Source organism: Ostreiculturibacter nitratireducens (genome assembly GCF_032670585.1).
Taxonomy (GTDB): Bacteria; Pseudomonadota; Alphaproteobacteria; order Rhodobacterales; family Rhodobacteraceae; genus Ostreiculturibacter; species Ostreiculturibacter nitratireducens.
In genome coordinates, this window is sequence record NZ_JAVQHL010000004.1 from 69,248 (window position 1) to 85,697 (window position 16,450).

Below are 16,450 nucleotides of genomic sequence, written 5' to 3' on the forward strand. Positions count from 1 at the left end.
CCCTTCAGCGCGCCGGCGCGGGTCCGCCTTCAAGAACCGGTTCCAAGCCGTTGATATTGACTCGGAAATTCAAACGCCTCATCCTTCCTGCAACAGTGGGGGTAAAGATGAGCGAGAAGACTCTGACGCGTATGGACCTGAGCGAGGCCGTCTTCCGCGAGGTAGGCCTGTCCCGGAACGAATCCGCGCAACTCGTGGAAAGGGTGCTCCAGCACATGTCGGATGCGCTGGCCGAGGGAGAAACCGTCAAGATCTCGTCCTTCGGCACGTTCTCGGTTCGCGAAAAGGCCGCGCGTGTGGGTCGCAACCCGAAGACGGGTGAGGAAGTGCCGATCAGCCCGCGGCGTGTGCTGACGTTCCGGCCATCGCATCTGATGAAGGATCGCGTCGCAGCGGGCAACAAATCCTGAGGCTCGCCGACGTGGTGCAAAAGGACGGAGCCCAGAAATCCGCGGAAGCGTTCCGGACGATCAGCGAGGTCTCGGAACTCATCGACACCCCGGCACATGTCCTCCGTTTCTGGGAGAGCCGGTTTCCCCAGGTGAAGCCGATCAAGCGCGCGGGTGGCCGTCGCTACTACCGCCCCGCGGATATCTCGCTACTCGATGGCATTCGCAAACTCCTGCACGAGGATGGAATCACCATCCGTGGCGTGCAGAAGATCCTTAAGGAAAAGGGCGCCCGGTACGTCGCCGACCTTTCCCAGATAGAAGAGACGCTCGCAGCCGAGGCCGAAGAGGCGCCCGAGCGCGAACCCGCCGAAGCGGCGGTGGAGGCCCGCGCCAGCGCGCCTGAGGCCCCTGCGGAAGCGGCCTCTCCTTCCGAACTTTCTCCGCCGGTGGAGGAAGAATCCTTGGCGCCGGAACCGGCCGTGGCGGAACCGGCCGGAGTGTCATCTGCGGCCCCCACGAAGGAACCCGAAACGGCTGCGGACGTGCCCGCCCCCGTGCCAGAATCGGTCACCGCCAGTCCGGAGGCGCCGCTTTCGGTCCGCCTGCGCGCGATCCCGGTGCCCGTGCTCATGACCCGGCAATCGGATCTGGAGCCGCTGCACAAGCGGTTGAACGCCCTACATGCAAGGCTTGTCGCGGCTCAGTCGCGCGCCGGGGACTGACAGGCCGCGACGCCATGCGTTTTGTCGCTTGCCCCCGCCGGTCCAATCGCTCTATATGCCCCCGTGTCGGGCCGTGGCGCAGCCTGGTTAGCGCGTCCGTCTGGGGGGCGGAAGGTCGCGAGTTCGAATCTCGCCGGCCCGACCATCACCGAAACGCCCGCCCCTTTTCCGGGGCGGGCGTTCGTCTTTGAGGGGGCGGTTCAGACCATGACAGGGGTTCTTCCCGACAGCGCGCTGAAAGCGATGATCGCGGGCGGGGCCATCGCGTCCGACGAACCCGTGACGTCTGAACAGATCCAGCCCGCAAGCCTCGACCTTCGCCTCGGCACGACGGCGATCCGCGTCCGCGCCTCCTTCCTTGCGGGCCAGGGCCGCAGCGTGCGCGATCGGCTTTCGGAATTCGAGATGCATCGCGTGGACCTGACCCGGGGCGCCGTCCTGGAAAAGGGCTGCGTCTATGTCGTGCCCCTGATGGAGAGCCTCGCCCTTCCGAAGGGCGTGAGCGCCGTCGCGAACGCCAAGAGCTCGACCGGGCGGCTCGACCTCCTGACTCGGACCATCACCGATGGCGGCGTGGAGTTCGACCGCATCCCCGAGAGCTACCAGGGCCCGCTCTACGCCGAGATCTGCCCGCGCTCCTTCTCGGTCCTCGTCCGCCCCGGGATGCGGCTCAACCAGATCCGGTTCCGGCAGGGTCAGGCCGTGCTGTCCGATTCCGCGCTCGCCGCTCTCCATGCGGAGGAACGGCTTGTATCGGGCGATGCACTGATTTCCGAGGGGCTCGGGTTTTCCGTGGACCTCAAGCCCGAGGGCACCGACCTCGTCGGCTACCGCGCGAAGCCGCACACCGGCGTGATCGACCTCGACCGGATCGGGCAATACGACCCGACCGAGTTCTGGGAGGAAATCCGCACCCACGAGGGGCGCATCATCCTGGACCCGGGAGCCTTCTACATCCTCGTCTCGCGCGAGGCGGTGACGATCCCCCCCGACTACGCGGCGGAGATGGCGCCCTACCTCGCGATGGTCGGTGAATTCCGTGTCCATTACGCGGGTTTCTTCGACCCGGGCTTCGGGCACAGCACGGCGGGTGGCGCAGGCTCGCGCGGGGTGCTGGAGGTCCGCTGCCACGAGGCTCCGTTCGTCCTGGAACACGGGCAGGTCGTCGGGCGGCTCGTCTACGAACGGATGTCCTCGCGCCCCGACCGGCTTTACGGCGCGGGGATCGCGTCCAACTACCAGGGCCAGGGCCTCAAGCTGTCGAAGCACTTCCGGTCGTTCTGACCGCAGCACTCCATTCCGAATCGAATTGTGTCTCCGGGCGGCGAGAATCGTCGTATCATTCCGGTCCGGACCCGGGGAGGACACCATGGTGTTGGGCGGCGATGCGGACGGGCTTGGTGCGGACATGGTCGCCGCGATGGATTCGAACATGTCGGCCTACTGGTCAGCCTACGGCAGGTCCGGCGGCTGCACGCTGCTCGAGGCGCCGGGCATCGTGGCCTATGCCACTTCGGTGCCGCACCCGCTTTTCAACGGCGCGATCGTAAGCCGGGAACCCGGCCCGGAACTCGACGCGGCACGGACGCAGCTTGGGGAGAAGATCGCCCGCGATGGAACGCCGGCGCTGTGGTGGATCGGACCGGCTGCGCAAGAGGAAGGAACTGGCGAGAGGCTCGCGTCGAAGGGCCTCGCCGAAGCCGGAACGGTACCGGCGATGACCGCCCGTATCGACGACCTGCCAGCTGCGGCCGTTCCGGAAAGACTCCGGATCGACGCCGCGTCGACCCCACCGCAGCGGGCCCTGTGGGGCCGGATCGCCGCGGTCGGCACCGGCTTTCCGGGTGCGGCCGCAGAGGCGCTCGCCGATGTCGAAGAGGGGATCCCGGACACCGCGCTGGCGGGACAGACACGGTTCACCGGCTACCTGGACGGCAAGCCCGTGGCGACATCGTCGCTGGTGCTTTCTCACGGGCTCGCGGGGGTCTACGCGGTTGCGACCCTGCCGGAGGCGCGTCGCCGCGGCATCGGCGCGGCGATGACGCTTCACGCCCTGCAAGCCGCGAAGGCCGCGGGCGCGCAGGTCGCCGTGCTTCAGTCTTCCTCGATGGGTCGGCCGATCTACGAACGGATGGGCTTCACCCGGCGTTTCGACTACCGGATCTTCCAGCAGACCTGAGCCCGGCCATCACCGGCCCAGGCGTCGGGTGATCTTTGCCGCCTGGCGCGCGCGTTTGGCCGTCTCGCGAGCGGCGCGGGAGGCGTTGGTGCCCTGCTTGGCGGCCTGCCCGCCACTGGACCTGCCCTTTCCGGACCCGGCCACCTTTGCCATCCCCGCATCGATCCCGCGATTGACGAGGTTCCGCGTGACCCGGCGCACGATCATGTTGATCAACTGGTTGATATTCATTCCGTTCTCCCGGCCCCTCGAGCCATCAATCCTCGAACAACTCGCTCTGCCCGGCTTGATCCTCGGCCTCGGGCTCCTCCTCGCGGCTTCCGGCGCCCGGCAGCGGTCGGCTGTCCAGCAGACCGGCGGCGCGGAGTTCCTTGAGGCCCGGAAGATCGCGGGCGCTTTCCAGACCGAAGTGGTCGAGGAAATTCTGTGTGACGACATACGTGACCGGCCGGCCGGGCGTCATCCGGCGGCGTCCGAAACGGATCCAGTCGAGCTCCAGCAGCTGGTCCACGGTCCCACGGCTGACGGCGACGCCGCGGATCTCCTCGATCTCGGCGCGGGTCACCGGCTGGTGATAGGCGATGATCGCCAGCGTCTCGATCGCGGCCCGCGACAGCTTGCGGGTCTCGACGGTTTCCTTCTGCATCAGGAACCCGAGGTCCGGCGCCGTCCGCATCGCCCAGGCATCGCCGACCTTGACGACACGGACCCCCCTGCCCTCGTAGCGCTTGCGCAGGTAGACGAGCGCCTCCGCCGGGTCGGAGCCATGCGGCATCCGGGATTCAAGCTCGGCCACCGTCACCGGATCGGCGGAGGCGAAGAGGATCGCCTCGACCATCCGTTCCTGTTCGGCCATCGGCGGGGCTTCGAACAGGCTTTGTTCCTTAAGATCGGTCACGAGTGCTTCCGTCTGATCGAGATCGGGGCGAAGGTCTCGGACTGTCTTAGCTCGATTTGCCCCTGCTTGGCGAGTTCCAGCGACGCCGCGAAGGTCGCCGCCGTGGCGGACCGGCGACGGGTGGGATCGCTCTCCCAGCCCTCGGGGAGGTAGCTGGAAAGCTCCGTCCAGTCGCCAGCGAAGCCGATGAGCCCGCGCATGCGGTCAAGCGCCTGTTCCAGGGTGAAGACATGGGTCCGGTCGAAGGCGTAGGGACGGAACTCGTCGCGCGTACGGATGCGGGCATAGGCCTGCATGAGGTCAAGAAGCGTCGCGGTGTACTGAACGCGGCGGAAGCGCGTCACGTCTTCCGGGATGCCACGGACGAAGAAATCGCGCCCCTTCTGGTCGCGCGCCATGAGCCGAGCCGCGGCCTCGCGCATCGCCTGAAGCCGTTCCAGCTGGAATGCGAGATGCGCGGCGAGGTCCTCACCGGAAGGTCCCTGGTCGGCAGGGTCCGGAGGCAGGAGAAGGCGCGACTTGAGGAACGCGAGCCAGGCGGCCATGACGAGGTAGTCCGCGGCCAGCTCGATCCTGAGCGCACGCGCGCGTTCGACGAAGACCAGGTATTGTTCGGCCAGCTGCAGGACCGATATCTTCCTGAGGTCTACCTTCTGCGTCCGCGACAGCGTCAGCAGGAGGTCGAGCGGCCCTTCGAAGCCGTCGACATCGACGATCAGGGCCTCGGCGGCGAGCCGCTCCGAAACCGGTGTGACGGTGCTGCCCTGCCCGGATTCGTCAACCATTGCACGGTCCCTTCAGAAGCCTCTCAAATTCGGCCTCCAGAAGGGCGGTGTCAATGGCATCCGGCTGCCTGCGGCACGCAAGCGCCGCTTCGGCGCGTGCCCGCGCGTCCGGCGAAAGCGAACCGGCCGCGGCTACGGCCATTTCCATCTCGGCCATCTTGCCGTTGCAGTGCAGGACGGCGTCGCAACCGGCGGCGATGGAGGCCGCAGCGCGATCGGCGATGTCCCCCGCGAGAGCCTGCATGGAAATGTCGTCCGTCATCAGGAAACCCTTGAACCCGATCTCCTCCCTGATGAGCCGGACCATGCGGGGTGAGGTCGTCGCGGGGTTGTCGGGATCGAAGGCGGTGAAGACGATATGCGCCGTCATCGCCAGTGGCAGGTCAGCGAGCGCCGCGAAGGGAACGAAGTCGGTGGCGAAAAGCTCGGCCGCATCTGCAGTGACGGTCGGAAGCTGGTGATGGCTGTCGACCTGGGCCCTGCCGTGCCCCGGCATGTGCTTCACGACGGGCAGGACGCCCCCGGCCAGAAGCCCGTCAGCCGATGCGCGTGCCGCTTCGGTCACGGCCTCGGCGGTCTCGCCGAAACAGCGGTTTCGCAGGAACGGGTGCGTCAGGGGGCCGGCGACATCGGCCGTCGGCGCGCAGTTCGCGTCGATCCCGACGGCGCGGAGCTCCTCGGCGATCTGCCGGTAACGCAGCCAGAGCCCTCGCGCCGCCATCCCCGAAGGGCTCGCAAGAACCTGGTCGAGAGGCGGCAGCCACTCCCGCCAGTGTGGCGCGCGCATCCGCTGCACGCGGCCGCCCTCCTGATCGATCAGCACCGGAGCGTCCCGGCCGACGGCCTCGCGCAGGTCGGATGTCAGGCGCGAGAGCTGCGAGGGGTTTTCGACGTTTCGGGCGAACAGAATGAAGCCGAAGGGGTCCGAGGCGCGGAAGAACGCGGCCTCATCGGGCGACAGAACCGGTCCCTCGCATCCGAGGATCGCGGCGGTCGTTCCCGCCCCGACTTTCCCGTCCATCAGCGCACCTGGGTCGCGATACAGGCCGCATCCTCGGCGAGGAGCGCGGCGCAGAAGCGGCGCGCGTCGGCCATCTCCGGGAAACCTTCGACGCGGAGCCTGAAGAAGCGGCGTCCGCCCGTCTCCGTTTCCTGGATCACCCTGCCCTTGCCTTCCATGAGCGCCCCGAAGCGCACCGAAATCCGTTCCCACTCCCGCTTGGCGGTTTCGGGATCGTCATAGGCGCCGAGCTGGACGAGTATCGTTCCCAACGGAAGGCTTTCGGGATCGACCGCGCGGACGCCGGCCTCTGCCTCCGGCGCGAGGGCGAGCGCAATGGCGGCCCCGACCGCTTCCGGCGCGACCCTGCGCGGGGCCGTCGCCGGCCGGGTCATGGGACGCGGCGAACGGGAAACGCCCGGCACGTCGGCGGCTATGATCTCAAGTTGGGCGGCCACCTCGGGCGCACCTTCGACGGCCTCGGCCTCTGCGGGCGCGACGGCGAGCGGTTCGGCCGCATTCGCCATTTCCTCCGCCAGGGCAATGGCGCGCTCGGCGGGGTCGGCACCGGGTTCAAGCGTCTCGGCCAGGCTTGCGGGCTGGGTGGTCTCCGGTTCTGCCAGGGCTGCATCCGCAGCCTCCGCAGTCGGCTCGACAGGAGCCGCAGCCCGTGCCACGGGGCGAAGCTCGGCCATCGGCAAGGCTTCTTCTCCGAGGTCGTCAGGCCTTGGCGCCAGCACCAGCCTGTCGGCCGGCGCCTCGGCCGTGCCCTCCGCCGCAACGGCGTTCACCGCGAGGCCGGTGTGGCGCGCGAGTTCCCCGCCCGGGTCCTCGGGCGCAATCCGAGCCGGCCCCTCAAGCGCGCGAATGACCGGGACCCCGGCGACGTCGCGCACCGCGAGTTTGTATCCCCACACCGCGAGTCCGGCGACCAGAGCGAAGGAGGTCGCGGCCCCTGCGATGTTGACGATCCTGGAAACGTTCAGCTGCCCCGCGGTCTCAGGGCCACGAAACTCCGAGTAGTCCCGGAAGGTGTTGTCCGCCATGCTCGCCTCACCGCGGCTTCGGGCGCACGGGCGCCCCTGCCGTCTCTTGCCTGTGCTGCCCGGCTGGCGGCGCTTGTGTTCAGCGCATTTCTTCCGCCGGGGTCACGCCAAGGATACCAAGACCGGCGGAAATAACAACGCCTGCGGCCCGCGCGAGCGCGATTTTCGCTTGGCTCATCGCGGGATCGCCCTCTTGGAGGAACCGCAGCGACGGGTCCTCGTTGCCCCGGTTCCAATGGGCGTGAAGTTCGCTCGCAAGTTCGTAGAGGTAGAAGGACACCCTGTGCGGCTCGTGCGCCTTCGCGGCGATTTCCACGAGACGCGGCCATTCGGCGATCTTCTTCGCGAGCGCGATCTCCGACGGATGCGAAATCCGCGAAAGATCGGCCCCTGCCAGAACCGTGTCGCCAGCCTCGATACCCGCCTCGGTCGCCTTGCGGATGACCGAACAGACGCGCGCATGGGCGTACTGGACGTAGAAGACCGGGTTGTCCTTCGACTGCTCGAGCACCTTGTCGAAGTCGAAGTCGAGCGGAGCGTCGTTCTTGCGCGTCAACATCACGAAGCGCGTCACGTCCGGCCCCGCCTGCTCCACCACGTCGCGGAGCGTCACGAATGTGCCAGCCCGCTTCGACATCTTGAACGGCTCGCCGTTCTTCCAGAGCTTCACGAGCTGGATGAGCTTGATGTCGAGCGGCACCTTGCCGTTCGACAGCGCGGCCACCGCCGCCTTCATCCGCTTCACGTAGCCGCCGTGGTCCGCACCCAGAACGTCGATCAGCTGATCGAAGCCGCGCGCGATCTTGTCGTAGTGATAGGCGATGTCGGGGGCGAAGTAGGTCCAGCTGCCGTCCGACTTCTTCACCGGACGGTCGACGTCGTCGCCATGCACGGTGGAACGGAACAGCGTCTGCTCGCGCGGCTCCCAATCCTCGGGCGTCTTGCCCTTCGGAGGCTCCAGCACGCCCTCGTAGATCAGCTCCATCTCGCGCAGACGCTCGAGCGCCGCCTCGATCTTGCCCGTTCCGTAGAGCGCCTTTTCGGAGGAGTAGACATCCATCTTCACGCCGAGAACGGCCAGATCCTCGCGGATCATCTCCATCATCGCGTCGGTGGCGAAGTCCCGCACCTTGGCGAGCCACTCTGCTTCCGGCTTGTTGAGAAGGCTGTCGCCGTATTTCTCCTTCAGCGCCTCGCCCACGGGGATGAGGTAGTCGCCGGGATAGAGCCCCTCGGCGATCTCGGGCGAGAGGCCATGCGCCTCCCGGTAGCGCTCGTAGGCGGAGCGCGCCAGCACGTCGACCTGCGCGCCGCCGTCGTTGATGTAGTATTCCCGCGTCACCGTGTAACCGGCGAAGTCGAGAAGCGAGGAAAGCGCGTCGCCGAACACCGCGCCCCGCGTATGGCCCACGTGCATCGGGCCGGTGGGGTTGGCGCTCACGAACTCGACGTTGATCTTCTGGCCCTGCCCGATGTCCGAGCGCCCGAAATCCTTGCCGCCGGCCAGCGCCGCCTTCAGCACGCCTTGCCAGACGTTCGCCGAAAGGCGCAGGTTCAGGAAACCCGGTCCGGCCGGTTCCGCGACGTCGATGCGCGGGTCGGCGGAAAGCTTCGCGGCCAGCGCCTCTGCGATCGCGCGGGGCTGCTGGCCTGCGGGCTTCGCAAGCACCATCGCTGCGTTCGTGGCCATGTCGCCATGCGCTGCGTCGCGCGGCGGCTCGACCGCGACGGCGGCCATGTCGAGACCTTGGGGCAGGACGCCTTCGGCCTGCAATTGGCCAAGGCTATCGATCACGAGGCTACGGATTTCGGCGAAAAGGTTCATTTTCGGGGTCCTGTCTGACCCGCGCGGTCTGCCAGAGCCCGGGCGCGGCGTCAATGCCGCCCCTTCCCGTCCCCATTCGAAGACGTCGCGTCCTCTATCACGGTCCCGGGCGGAAGCAGCGAAATGAGCCGCATTCCCGGAGCGAACTTCGGCAGCTTGTCCTCTCGCACGAAAGAGAATTCTCCCTTCTCGCTGAGCCGCCCGAGAAGGATCGCCCCCGGCCGTTTTTCGCGCCAGTCCTCATAGCCGAATTCCTCGGTCAGCCGGGTGACGCGGAAGACCCAGCCCTCGGTCATCAGCGCCTCGAACTCGGAATGCGTCCGGCCACTGCCGAAGCTGCGGCCGCCAAGCTGGGTGGGAAGCGCGTGCCGGGCCTTCCCCTCCTTCGCCCGCGCAATCTGCCAGACCTTCGCACGGCCGAATTCGGGCGCGAGGTCGGTGGCGACGAGCGTGTTGTAGGCATCGTTGTCGGAAGCCGCGATCAGCGTCTCGTAGTGCAGGTGCTCGACCGACTGTTCCGCCGCCTCGCCGAGGATGTCGCCGTAGAAGGTCGGAACACCGGCCGCACGCGCGCGGTAAAGCCGGCCATGGTTGGGATCGGTCACGAGGACGGGCACCTTCGCGCTCTTCAGTGCCTCGGCGAGCCCGGTGGTGAAGCGGGATCCACCGACGAGCAGGACGCCCGGCACGTCCGCGCCCGCGAGCCCCAGGAAGCGCGCGAACGGCGCGAGCGAGAAGCCGTGCAGCACGACCGTGGCGGTCACGAGCGCGAATGCGAGCGGGCCGAGAAGCGCCCCGTCCTCGATCCCGAGGCCGGCAAGGCGCTCCCCGAAAAGGCCCGCGACGGCGACGAGCACGACGCCGCGTGGCCCGGTCAGCGAGATCAACAGCTTCTCCCGGAAGGGCAGCCCGGTTCCGATCAGCGAAATCAGCACCGTGAACGGGCGGGCGATCAGCACGACGAGCGCGACAAAGACGACCGCACGCCAGGTCAATAGATCGAGCGACGCCGGGTCAAGCGAGGCCGCGAGCAGGATGAAGACGCCCGAGACGAGCAGGACGGAGGCATGTTCCTTGAACCGGCGCAGTTCCTCGTACGAGGCGAGGTCCGCGTTGGCGATCACGAGCCCCATGACCGTGACGGCCAGAAGGCCGCTTTCGTGCAGCACCGCATCCGCGAGCGCGAAGGTCAGAAGGAGGATCGCGAAAAGGACGGGCACCTTCATGTATTCGGGGACCCGTCCCCGCCCGAAGGCGCGCGCCGTGCCATAGCCGGCAGCGAAGCCCAGGACAGTCGCGAAGCCGATGCCGATCGCGAGTTCCGAGGCCGCGGCGCCGAACTTGACGCCTGAATGGAAGACGAGCACGAATTCGAAGGCGAGGACCGCGGCAAGCGCGCCCAGCGCGTCGTTGACGATGGCCTCCCACTGCAGAAGCGCGGCCGGCCTTCGGCCAAGCCGCGCATGACGCAGCATCGGCGCGATGACCGTCGGGCCGGTGACGATCAGGATCCCACCGAAGACCGTCGACGCCTCCCAGGAGAGCCCCGCGCCGAAGCGCAGCGCGAGCGTGGAAAGAAGCCAGCCGAGCGGCGCCCCGATCACGACGAGCCTTCGGACCCCTGCCCGCGCGTCACCCAGCTTGTGCAGGTCGAGCGTCAGGCCGCCCTCGAACAGGATCACCGCGACCGCGAGCGAGATCAGGGGCCCGACGATCGGGCCGATGTCGCGCGACGGGATGAAGATGCCCGTCACCGGACCGGCGATCAGGCCCGCGGCGAGCATCAGGACGATCGCCGGCAGACGCAGCCGCCACGCGAGCCACTGGCTGCCGACGCCAAGGGCGCCCACGAATGCGAAGGCGAGCGCTGGGCTCAGGCCCCCGACCGTTTCCTCAATCGCCATCCCGTCCCTCTTTCCGCGTACGCTGTCCGCCGGCGGCACCCCGCGGCGTTTTTCCTATTCTTGCAGAAGGCGCGGGATCGCCAAGGCCTGAAAAACCCCTTTTCGCCATTCGGCGATCCGGCGGCCGCTCACTCCTCCGCCGGGCCGAAAATCCGCTCGTGCTCCTGGATCGCGAAACGGTCGGTCATCCCCGCCACGTAATCGAGCACGACGCGCGCAAGCTCGGTCTCGTTCCTGGCGGCGGCGATGTCGTCCTGCCAGTCGGATGGAAGAAGGGAGGGATCCTTCAGGAACAGCGGGAACAGGTCGTTAACCATCCGCGTGACGCGCTTGCGCTCCCTCACTACGGAGGGTGCGCGGTACATCCGCGTGAACAGGAAAGACTTGATCGCCTTGAGGTTCTGATAAAGCGGCTTGGAGAAGCGGATGATCGGCCCCTCCATCTCGCGGATTTCCTGCGCGCTCTGCGGCTTCGATGTCGCCAGGCGCGTTTCGGCCACCGCGATCACGTCCTCCACCATGACCCCGAAGACACGCCTGAGCGCCTCGTGCCGACGCCGCATCGGCTCGAGCCCGGGGTAGAGCCGGTCGACCTCGGCGAAGGCGGGGCCGGTCACAGGAAGCTCCATCAGGTCGTCTTCCGTGAACAGCCCTGCGCGGAGCCCGTCATGAAGGTCGTGGTGATTGTATGCGACATCGTCGGCGACAGCGGCCACCTGCGCTTCGGCGCTTGCGTGGGTGTGGAGTTCGAGATCGTAAAGCTCGTTGAATTCCGCCAGAGCGTAGGGAAGCTCGCCCGTAACCGGGCCGTTGTGTTTGGCGATGCCTTCGAGGGTCTCCCACGTCAGGTTCAGCCCGTCGAAATCGGCGTAGTGGCGTTCAAGCCGCGTGACGATCCGGATGGCCTGCGCGTTGTGGTCGAAGCCGCCATAGGGAGCCATGAGCGCCGCCAGCGCGTCCTCACCGGTATGGCCGAAGGGCGGATGGCCAAGGTCGTGGGCAAGCGCCACGGCCTCCGCAAGTTCCACGTTGAGGCCAAGCGCCCCGGCGATCGTGCGCGCGACCTGCGCGACCTCGATCGTGTGGGTCAGACGCGTCCGGTAGTAATCGCCCTCGTGTTCGACGAAGACCTGCGTCTTGTGCTTCAGACGCCGGAACGCCGAGGAATGGATGATGCGGTCGCGGTCCCTCTGGAAAGGCGACCGGAACGTGGACATGGCTTCGGGATAAAGGCGCCCGCGACTTTCTTCGGGTTTGCAGGCAAAAGGAGCAAGTGTCATCTTGGGAATTCTTGTCGGGCCGGTTCGCCGATCATATATTCGGGAAACCCAAGGAATGATATGGCGAAATCCCGATGGAAGCTCTGAACCTTCCTCCCCGTGCGACCCCCCGCGCCTTCGCGCGCCTGGCCGAGATCAACGCCGCTCAGGGCGAAGAGAAGGCGCTGCGCGTCGCGGTCGAGGGTGGAGGCTGTTCGGGGTTCCAGTACGACATCCGGCTCGACGATCCCGCGCCGGACGATCTGGTCCTGGAGGGAGACGGGCAGAAGATTCTGATCGACCCCGTCTCGCTGCCGTTCCTGTCGAATGCCGTGATCGATTTCACCGAGGAACTGATCGGCGCGCGATTCGTGATCGAGAACCCGAACGCTACGAGTTCTTGCGGCTGCGGGACGTCGTTCTCGATCTGACCGCGCTCAGTGGCCGCATAAGAAGCAGCGCGGCGGATTTCGGTCTGGAATCATCCGGGCGCGCCGCCAATTCCTCCATTGCCGCGACTTCTGCGGCGAAGGTTTCGCGGAAGTCCTCGATTCCCAGCTTCTCGTGAGTCTGCTGTCTGCGCGGACGCCAGTCCCGGCTCTGGCGTCTGAAGAACGCGAACCACATGCCCTATCCCCCTTACGGGCGCCCGGATGGAACCGAACGCCTTCAAATTCCAATCTCCAGCACCCCGACGCTATGGGCCAATTCGGGCAAAAATGCGCAATTCGATTGACCACTCTGCGCAAGGTCTCCGGCCTGATCCCGGGCGATGAGGCGAAGACGGGGCGAGCCAACTGCTTGTGCGCGCTGGCGCCTGCGGCCAAGATGCGGCCGCACAGCGGAGGCCGGACATGAAGATCGCGACGTTCAACATCAACGGGATCAAGGCCCGGATCGAGGCCCTTCTCGACTGGCTGAAAGAGGCGGAGCCCGATGTCGTGGCGTTGCAGGAAATCAAGTCCGTGGACGAAGGCTTTCCGCGCGAGCCGATCGAGGACCTCGGCTACCGCGTCGAGACGCATGGGCAGAAAGGCTTCAACGGCGTCGCGATCCTGTCGAAGCTTCCGCTCGAGGACATCCGGCGCGGACTGCCAGGCGACGATGAGGACGAGCAGGCCCGCTGGATCGAGGCCACCGTCATCGGACGCCGTGCCGTCCGCCTGTGCGGCCTCTACCTGCCGAATGGCAATCCGGCACCGGGGCCGAAATACGACTACAAGCTTGCCTGGATGAAGCGCATGAAGGCGCGCGCTGAAGAGCTTCTGAAGCTCGAGGAGCCCTTCATCATGGCCGGCGACTACAACGTCATCCCACAGCGTGAGGACGCGGCCAAGCCCGAAGCCTGGGAGAAGGACGCGCTGTTCCTGCCCGAAACGCGCGAGGCCTTCCGCCGGATCGTCAACCTCGGCCTGACCGACGCCTTCCGCGCCCTGCACCCGGAGGCCGGGCACTACAGTTTCTGGGACTATCAGGCCGCGGCCTGGGAACGGAACAACGGCATCCTGATCGACCATCTCCTGCTGTCGCCGCAGGCTGCCGATCTGCTGAAGTCGGCGGGCATCGACAAGGACACGCGCGGTCGCGACAGGCCCTCCGACCACGTTCCTGTCTGGATTGAACTCGACGCCTGATCGCCTGATGCGCCGGCGCGGCTCAGGCCCGCGCCGGGCTGAACGGGTCAGATGGCGGTCGCGTCGTACCCGTAGAGCCAGTCGAACCGGCCCAGCATCGCTGCCGGGCGCAGGGCGGCAATGGCTCGCAACCCGAGATGCGCGATGTCGCGCTTCATGCCGGTGAGGTGGTAGTTGCGCGCATTCGCGTTCGCCGCCTCGACGATGCGGCGGACGCGCGCCTCGCGTGCCAGCTGGTAGGCGGCCAGTCCCGCCGCTTCCTCGTCATGCCTGGCCAGACAGGCCGAAAGAACCCAAGCGTCCTCCAGCGCCATGTTCGCACCCTGCGCGAGGAACGGCAGCGTCGGATGGGCCGCGTCGCCCAGGATCACGGCGCCCTGCCCGTGCCAGCGGCGCGCCACCGGGTGACGGAAAAGCCCCCAGAGCCAGGGCTCGTCCACCCGCGCCAGCCAGTCGCGCACTTCGGGGACGAAATTCTCGAAGGCGAGACGCAGGGCCAGCGGGTCATCGCGCAGCCGCCAGCTTTCCTCGACCCAGTTGCGCCGCTCCTCGACGGCGACGATGTTGCGCAGCGTCCCGCCGCGCAGCGGATAGGTGACGAGGTGCCGCCCGGGCCCCATGTAGACGCGCGCCTCCGGGTCGCCCCCCGGTTTCTCCGGCAGCGTCGCGCGCCAGGCGACCTGGTGGGTGAAGAACGGCGCGACCGGACCGTTGAGAGCCGCCCGCGTCCTGGAATGAAGCCCGTCCGCCCCGATAAGAAGTCCCGTCCGGATCTCTGTCCCCGCTTCCGTCACGAGCCGCGGCTTGTCACCGCCGAGGGCCACCTCCGCGATCTTCTGGCCAAGCCGGATTTCCACCCCGGCCTCACGCGCACCGTCCGCGAGGAGCGCGATCAGATCGGCCCGGTGGACGAAGCGGTATTCCTGCCCCGGCCGCAATTCGGCGAGGTCGATCCGCAGGACCTTCGAGCCGGTTTCGCCGTCGAGAAGCTGCACCGCCTTCGCACGAAGCCCCGCTCCACTCAGGCTGTCACCGAGGCCAAGAGATCGAAGCACGCGCGCGCCGTTCGGCGTGATCTGCAGGCCGGCGCCAATATCGGTCAGGGTGTCCGCCTGCTCGAGGACCGTGACGGCCGCCCCCCGAAGCGCGAGGGCCCGCGCCACGGCAAGGCCCGCAACGCCAGCGCCCAGAACAGTCACTTCGCGGCCGATCAGCATTCTTCCGTCTCCACACGAAAACACCGGAGCCATAAGGCCCCGGTGCCAAGAAGTCTCGCGCTTTCTATCACCCGAACGTCAGTCGTCGCGGTGAACCCGTTCGCGACGCTCGTGCTTTTCCTGCGCCTCGAGCGTCATGGTCGCGATCGGACGCGCGTCCAGCCGCCTGAGCGAGATCGGTTCCCCGGTCATCTCGCAATATCCGTATTCGCCGTTGTCGATCCGCCGCAGCGCAGAATCGATCTTGGCGACCAGCTTGCGCTGGCGGTCCCGGGTCCTCAGTTCGAGCGCCCGGTCGGTTTCCTCGCTCGCCCGGTCCGCAAGGTCCGGAACGTTACGGGCCGAATCCTGCAAACCTTCGATCGTCTCGGCGCTCTGCTCGAGAAGTTCGTGCTTCCAGGTGATCAGTTTTCGGCGGAAATACTCCAGCTGACGCTCGTTCATGAACGGCTCGTCCTCGGCCGGACGATAGTCGTCAGGAAGAAAAATCTCGGGTTTCACCACTGCTCCCTCCACTTCACCGGATGCCGGGTGTTGGTCGCCGACGTCCTCCGGTACGCCTCGGCCGGGTCATTAACCCATGCGCACGGGGATGTCACTAGGTGATGCCAACTCCTTGCGGCCATTTGATGGCAGAAGTAGGCTCTGCTGCAAAATCCGCCGTCAGACCATCGGAATTCCTATGAAATTCAGCTCTACGCAAAGCTATGTCGCCGCGCCCGATCTCGCGGTCGCGGTGAATGCCGCGGTGGCTCTCGAACGGCCGCTCCTCGTCAAGGGGGAGCCCGGAACGGGCAAAACCGAACTCGCGCGGGAGGTAGCTGAGTCGCTCGGCCTGCCTCTCGTGGAATGGCACGTAAAATCGACGACCAAGGCATCCCAGGGGCTTTACGAATATGACGCTGTCAGCCGGCTCAGGGACAGTCAGCTCGGCGACGAGCGGGTGCACGACGTCAGGAATTACATCCGAAAGGGCAAGCTCTGGCAGGCATTCGAGGCCGACGGAAAGGTCGTCCTCCTGATCGACGAGATCGACAAGGCGGATATCGAGTTTCCGAACGACCTCCTTCAGGAACTCGACCGGATGGAGTTCCACGTCTACGAGACCGGGGAAACGATCAGGGCGCGGCAGAGGCCGATCGTCATCATCACATCGAACAACGAGAAGGAACTGCCCGACGCCTTCCTGCGGCGCTGTTTCTTCCACTACATCCGGTTTCCGGACCCCGAGACGATGAAGGCGATCGTCGACGTCCATTTTCCGGGCGTCAAGGAAGCGCTTCTTACCACAGCGCTCACCCAGTTCTACGAACTGCGCGAGACGCCCGGGCTGAAGAAGAAGCCCTCCACATCCGAAGTCCTCGACTGGCTGAAGCTCATCCTCGCCGAGGATCTCGGGCCGGAGGACCTGAAGCGCGACGGCAAGAACCTGCTGCCCAGACTGCACGGCGCTCTGCTGAAGAACGAACAGGATGTGCATCTCTTCGAGCGGCTCGCCTTCATGGCCCGAGCGGGTCGCTAGGACGACAGGTGCCGGCGCTGGCCTCAGGGCCCGGCGCGCACTAATTCAGGATTTCCACCGGAGGACC

Annotated in this window: 17 protein-coding genes and 1 tRNA gene; 8 read left to right on the forward strand and 10 right to left on the reverse strand. The window is 66.8% G+C overall.

Going from position 1 to position 16,450, the window contains the following annotated elements:
- The first annotated feature begins 107 nt into the window (after positions 1–107).
- From ihfA to ABCN56_RS17155, 5 genes are all read left to right on the forward strand, one after another.
- The gene (ihfA, locus tag ABCN56_RS17135) at positions 108–410 is read left to right on the forward strand and encodes an integration host factor subunit alpha (RefSeq protein WP_343082052.1); all 303 of its coding nucleotides are present in this window, start codon (positions 108–110) and stop codon (positions 408–410) included.
- 11 nt (positions 411–421) lie between these two features.
- On the forward strand, positions 422–1,114 hold the full coding sequence (locus ABCN56_RS17140; RefSeq protein WP_343082053.1) for a MerR family transcriptional regulator: 693 nt from the start codon (positions 422–424) through the stop codon (positions 1,112–1,114).
- 67 nt (positions 1,115–1,181) lie between these two features.
- Positions 1,182–1,259: transfer RNA gene (locus ABCN56_RS17145), tRNA-Pro, on the forward strand.
- Positions 1,260–1,321: 62 nt separating this feature from the next.
- A complete protein-coding gene (locus tag ABCN56_RS17150; RefSeq protein WP_343082054.1) occupies positions 1,322–2,398 on the forward strand; it encodes a 2'-deoxycytidine 5'-triphosphate deaminase in 1,077 nt (358 codons plus the stop codon).
- 85 nt (positions 2,399–2,483) lie between these two features.
- Positions 2,484–3,293 (forward strand): GNAT family N-acetyltransferase, encoded by an 810-nt coding sequence (locus tag ABCN56_RS17155; RefSeq protein WP_343082055.1) that lies wholly within the window; start codon positions 2,484–2,486, stop codon positions 3,291–3,293.
- Between the two features lie 9 nt (positions 3,294–3,302).
- Here the strand turns inward: ABCN56_RS17155 and ABCN56_RS17160 are convergent, their stop codons facing one another.
- The 8 genes from ABCN56_RS17160 to ABCN56_RS17195 form a co-directional block, all read right to left on the reverse strand.
- Positions 3,303–3,524 (reverse strand): hypothetical protein, encoded by a 222-nt coding sequence (locus ABCN56_RS17160; RefSeq protein ID WP_343082056.1) that lies wholly within the window; start codon positions 3,522–3,524, stop codon positions 3,303–3,305.
- Positions 3,525–3,549: 25 nt separating this feature from the next.
- On the reverse strand, positions 3,550–4,149 hold the full coding sequence (scpB, locus tag ABCN56_RS17165; protein ID WP_343082353.1) for an SMC-Scp complex subunit ScpB: 600 nt from the start codon (positions 4,147–4,149) through the stop codon (positions 3,550–3,552).
- 38 nt (positions 4,150–4,187) lie between these two features.
- Positions 4,188–4,976 (reverse strand): segregation and condensation protein A, encoded by a 789-nt coding sequence (locus tag ABCN56_RS17170; protein WP_343082057.1) that lies wholly within the window; start codon positions 4,974–4,976, stop codon positions 4,188–4,190.
- A complete protein-coding gene (locus ABCN56_RS17175; protein WP_343082058.1) occupies positions 4,969–5,997 on the reverse strand; it encodes a glycoside hydrolase family 3 N-terminal domain-containing protein in 1,029 nt (342 codons plus the stop codon). The genes ABCN56_RS17170 and ABCN56_RS17175 overlap by 8 nt, the downstream gene beginning before the upstream one ends.
- A complete protein-coding gene (locus tag ABCN56_RS17180; protein ID WP_343082059.1) occupies positions 5,997–7,022 on the reverse strand; it encodes an SPOR domain-containing protein in 1,026 nt (341 codons plus the stop codon). Before ABCN56_RS17180 ends, ABCN56_RS17175 begins: the two co-directional genes overlap by 1 nt.
- Before the next feature lie 79 nt (positions 7,023–7,101).
- On the reverse strand, positions 7,102–8,847 hold the full coding sequence (argS, locus tag ABCN56_RS17185; RefSeq protein WP_343082060.1) for an arginine--tRNA ligase: 1,746 nt from the start codon (positions 8,845–8,847) through the stop codon (positions 7,102–7,104).
- Between the two features lie 50 nt (positions 8,848–8,897).
- Positions 8,898–10,751, reverse strand: a complete 1,854-nt coding sequence (locus ABCN56_RS17190) for a cation:proton antiporter (RefSeq protein WP_343082061.1) — start codon at positions 10,749–10,751, stop codon at positions 8,898–8,900.
- Between the two features lie 128 nt (positions 10,752–10,879).
- Complete coding sequence (locus tag ABCN56_RS17195; protein ID WP_343082062.1) at positions 10,880–12,031, reverse strand: deoxyguanosinetriphosphate triphosphohydrolase; 1,152 nt, start codon at positions 12,029–12,031, stop codon at positions 10,880–10,882.
- An 83-nt stretch (positions 12,032–12,114) separates the two neighbouring features.
- Between ABCN56_RS17195 and ABCN56_RS17200 the strand changes: the two genes are divergently transcribed.
- Positions 12,115–12,441 (forward strand): HesB/IscA family protein, encoded by a 327-nt coding sequence (locus ABCN56_RS17200; RefSeq protein WP_343082354.1) that lies wholly within the window; start codon positions 12,115–12,117, stop codon positions 12,439–12,441.
- A gap of 423 nt (positions 12,442–12,864) precedes the next feature.
- Positions 12,865–13,644, forward strand: coding sequence for an exodeoxyribonuclease III (gene xth, locus ABCN56_RS17205; RefSeq protein WP_343082063.1), 780 nt, complete (start codon positions 12,865–12,867; stop codon positions 13,642–13,644).
- 47 nt (positions 13,645–13,691) lie between these two features.
- On the opposite strand, the gene ABCN56_RS17210 is transcribed toward xth, so the two are convergent.
- Positions 13,692–14,861 carry an FAD-dependent monooxygenase gene (locus ABCN56_RS17210; RefSeq protein WP_343082064.1) on the reverse strand — a complete coding sequence of 390 codons (1,170 nt, stop codon included), beginning with the start codon at positions 14,859–14,861 and terminating at the stop codon, positions 13,692–13,694.
- A gap of 78 nt (positions 14,862–14,939) precedes the next feature.
- Positions 14,940–15,362, reverse strand: a complete 423-nt coding sequence (dksA, locus tag ABCN56_RS17215) for an RNA polymerase-binding protein DksA (RefSeq protein WP_343082065.1) — start codon at positions 15,360–15,362, stop codon at positions 14,940–14,942.
- Positions 15,363–15,543: 181 nt separating this feature from the next.
- Between dksA and ABCN56_RS17220 the strand changes: the two genes are divergently transcribed.
- Complete coding sequence (locus ABCN56_RS17220; protein WP_343082066.1) at positions 15,544–16,383, forward strand: AAA family ATPase; 840 nt, start codon at positions 15,544–15,546, stop codon at positions 16,381–16,383.
- The last annotated feature ends 67 nt before the right edge of the window (positions 16,384–16,450 follow it).

Excerpts from the sequence above, each read along its gene's own strand:
- argS (WP_343082060.1), bottom strand. The coding sequence starts at position 8,847 with ATGAACCTTTTCGCCGAAATCCGTAGCCTCGTGATCGATAGCCTTGGC.
- ABCN56_RS17220 (WP_343082066.1), top strand. The coding sequence starts at position 15,544 with ATGAAATTCAGCTCTACGCAAAGCTATGTCGCCGCGCCCGATCTCGCG.
- ihfA (WP_343082052.1), top strand. The coding sequence starts at position 108 with ATGAGCGAGAAGACTCTGACGCGTATGGACCTGAGCGAGGCCGTCTTC.
- ABCN56_RS17155 (WP_343082055.1), top strand. The coding sequence starts at position 2,484 with ATGGTGTTGGGCGGCGATGCGGACGGGCTTGGTGCGGACATGGTCGCC.
- ABCN56_RS17180 (WP_343082059.1), bottom strand. The coding sequence starts at position 7,022 with ATGGCGGACAACACCTTCCGGGACTACTCGGAGTTTCGTGGCCCTGAG.
- ABCN56_RS17150 (WP_343082054.1), top strand. The coding sequence starts at position 1,322 with ATGACAGGGGTTCTTCCCGACAGCGCGCTGAAAGCGATGATCGCGGGC.
- ABCN56_RS17160 (WP_343082056.1), bottom strand. The coding sequence starts at position 3,524 with ATGAATATCAACCAGTTGATCAACATGATCGTGCGCCGGGTCACGCGG.
- ABCN56_RS17190 (WP_343082061.1), bottom strand. The coding sequence starts at position 10,751 with ATGGCGATTGAGGAAACGGTCGGGGGCCTGAGCCCAGCGCTCGCCTTC.
- scpB (WP_343082353.1), bottom strand. The coding sequence starts at position 4,149 with ATGGCCGAACAGGAACGGATGGTCGAGGCGATCCTCTTCGCCTCCGCC.
- xth (WP_343082063.1), top strand. The coding sequence starts at position 12,865 with ATGAAGATCGCGACGTTCAACATCAACGGGATCAAGGCCCGGATCGAG.
- ABCN56_RS17175 (WP_343082058.1), bottom strand. The coding sequence starts at position 5,997 with ATGGACGGGAAAGTCGGGGCGGGAACGACCGCCGCGATCCTCGGATGC.
- ABCN56_RS17210 (WP_343082064.1), bottom strand. The coding sequence starts at position 14,861 with ATGCTGATCGGCCGCGAAGTGACTGTTCTGGGCGCTGGCGTTGCGGGC.
- ABCN56_RS17195 (WP_343082062.1), bottom strand. The coding sequence starts at position 12,031 with ATGACACTTGCTCCTTTTGCCTGCAAACCCGAAGAAAGTCGCGGGCGC.
- ABCN56_RS17170 (WP_343082057.1), bottom strand. The coding sequence starts at position 4,976 with ATGGTTGACGAATCCGGGCAGGGCAGCACCGTCACACCGGTTTCGGAG.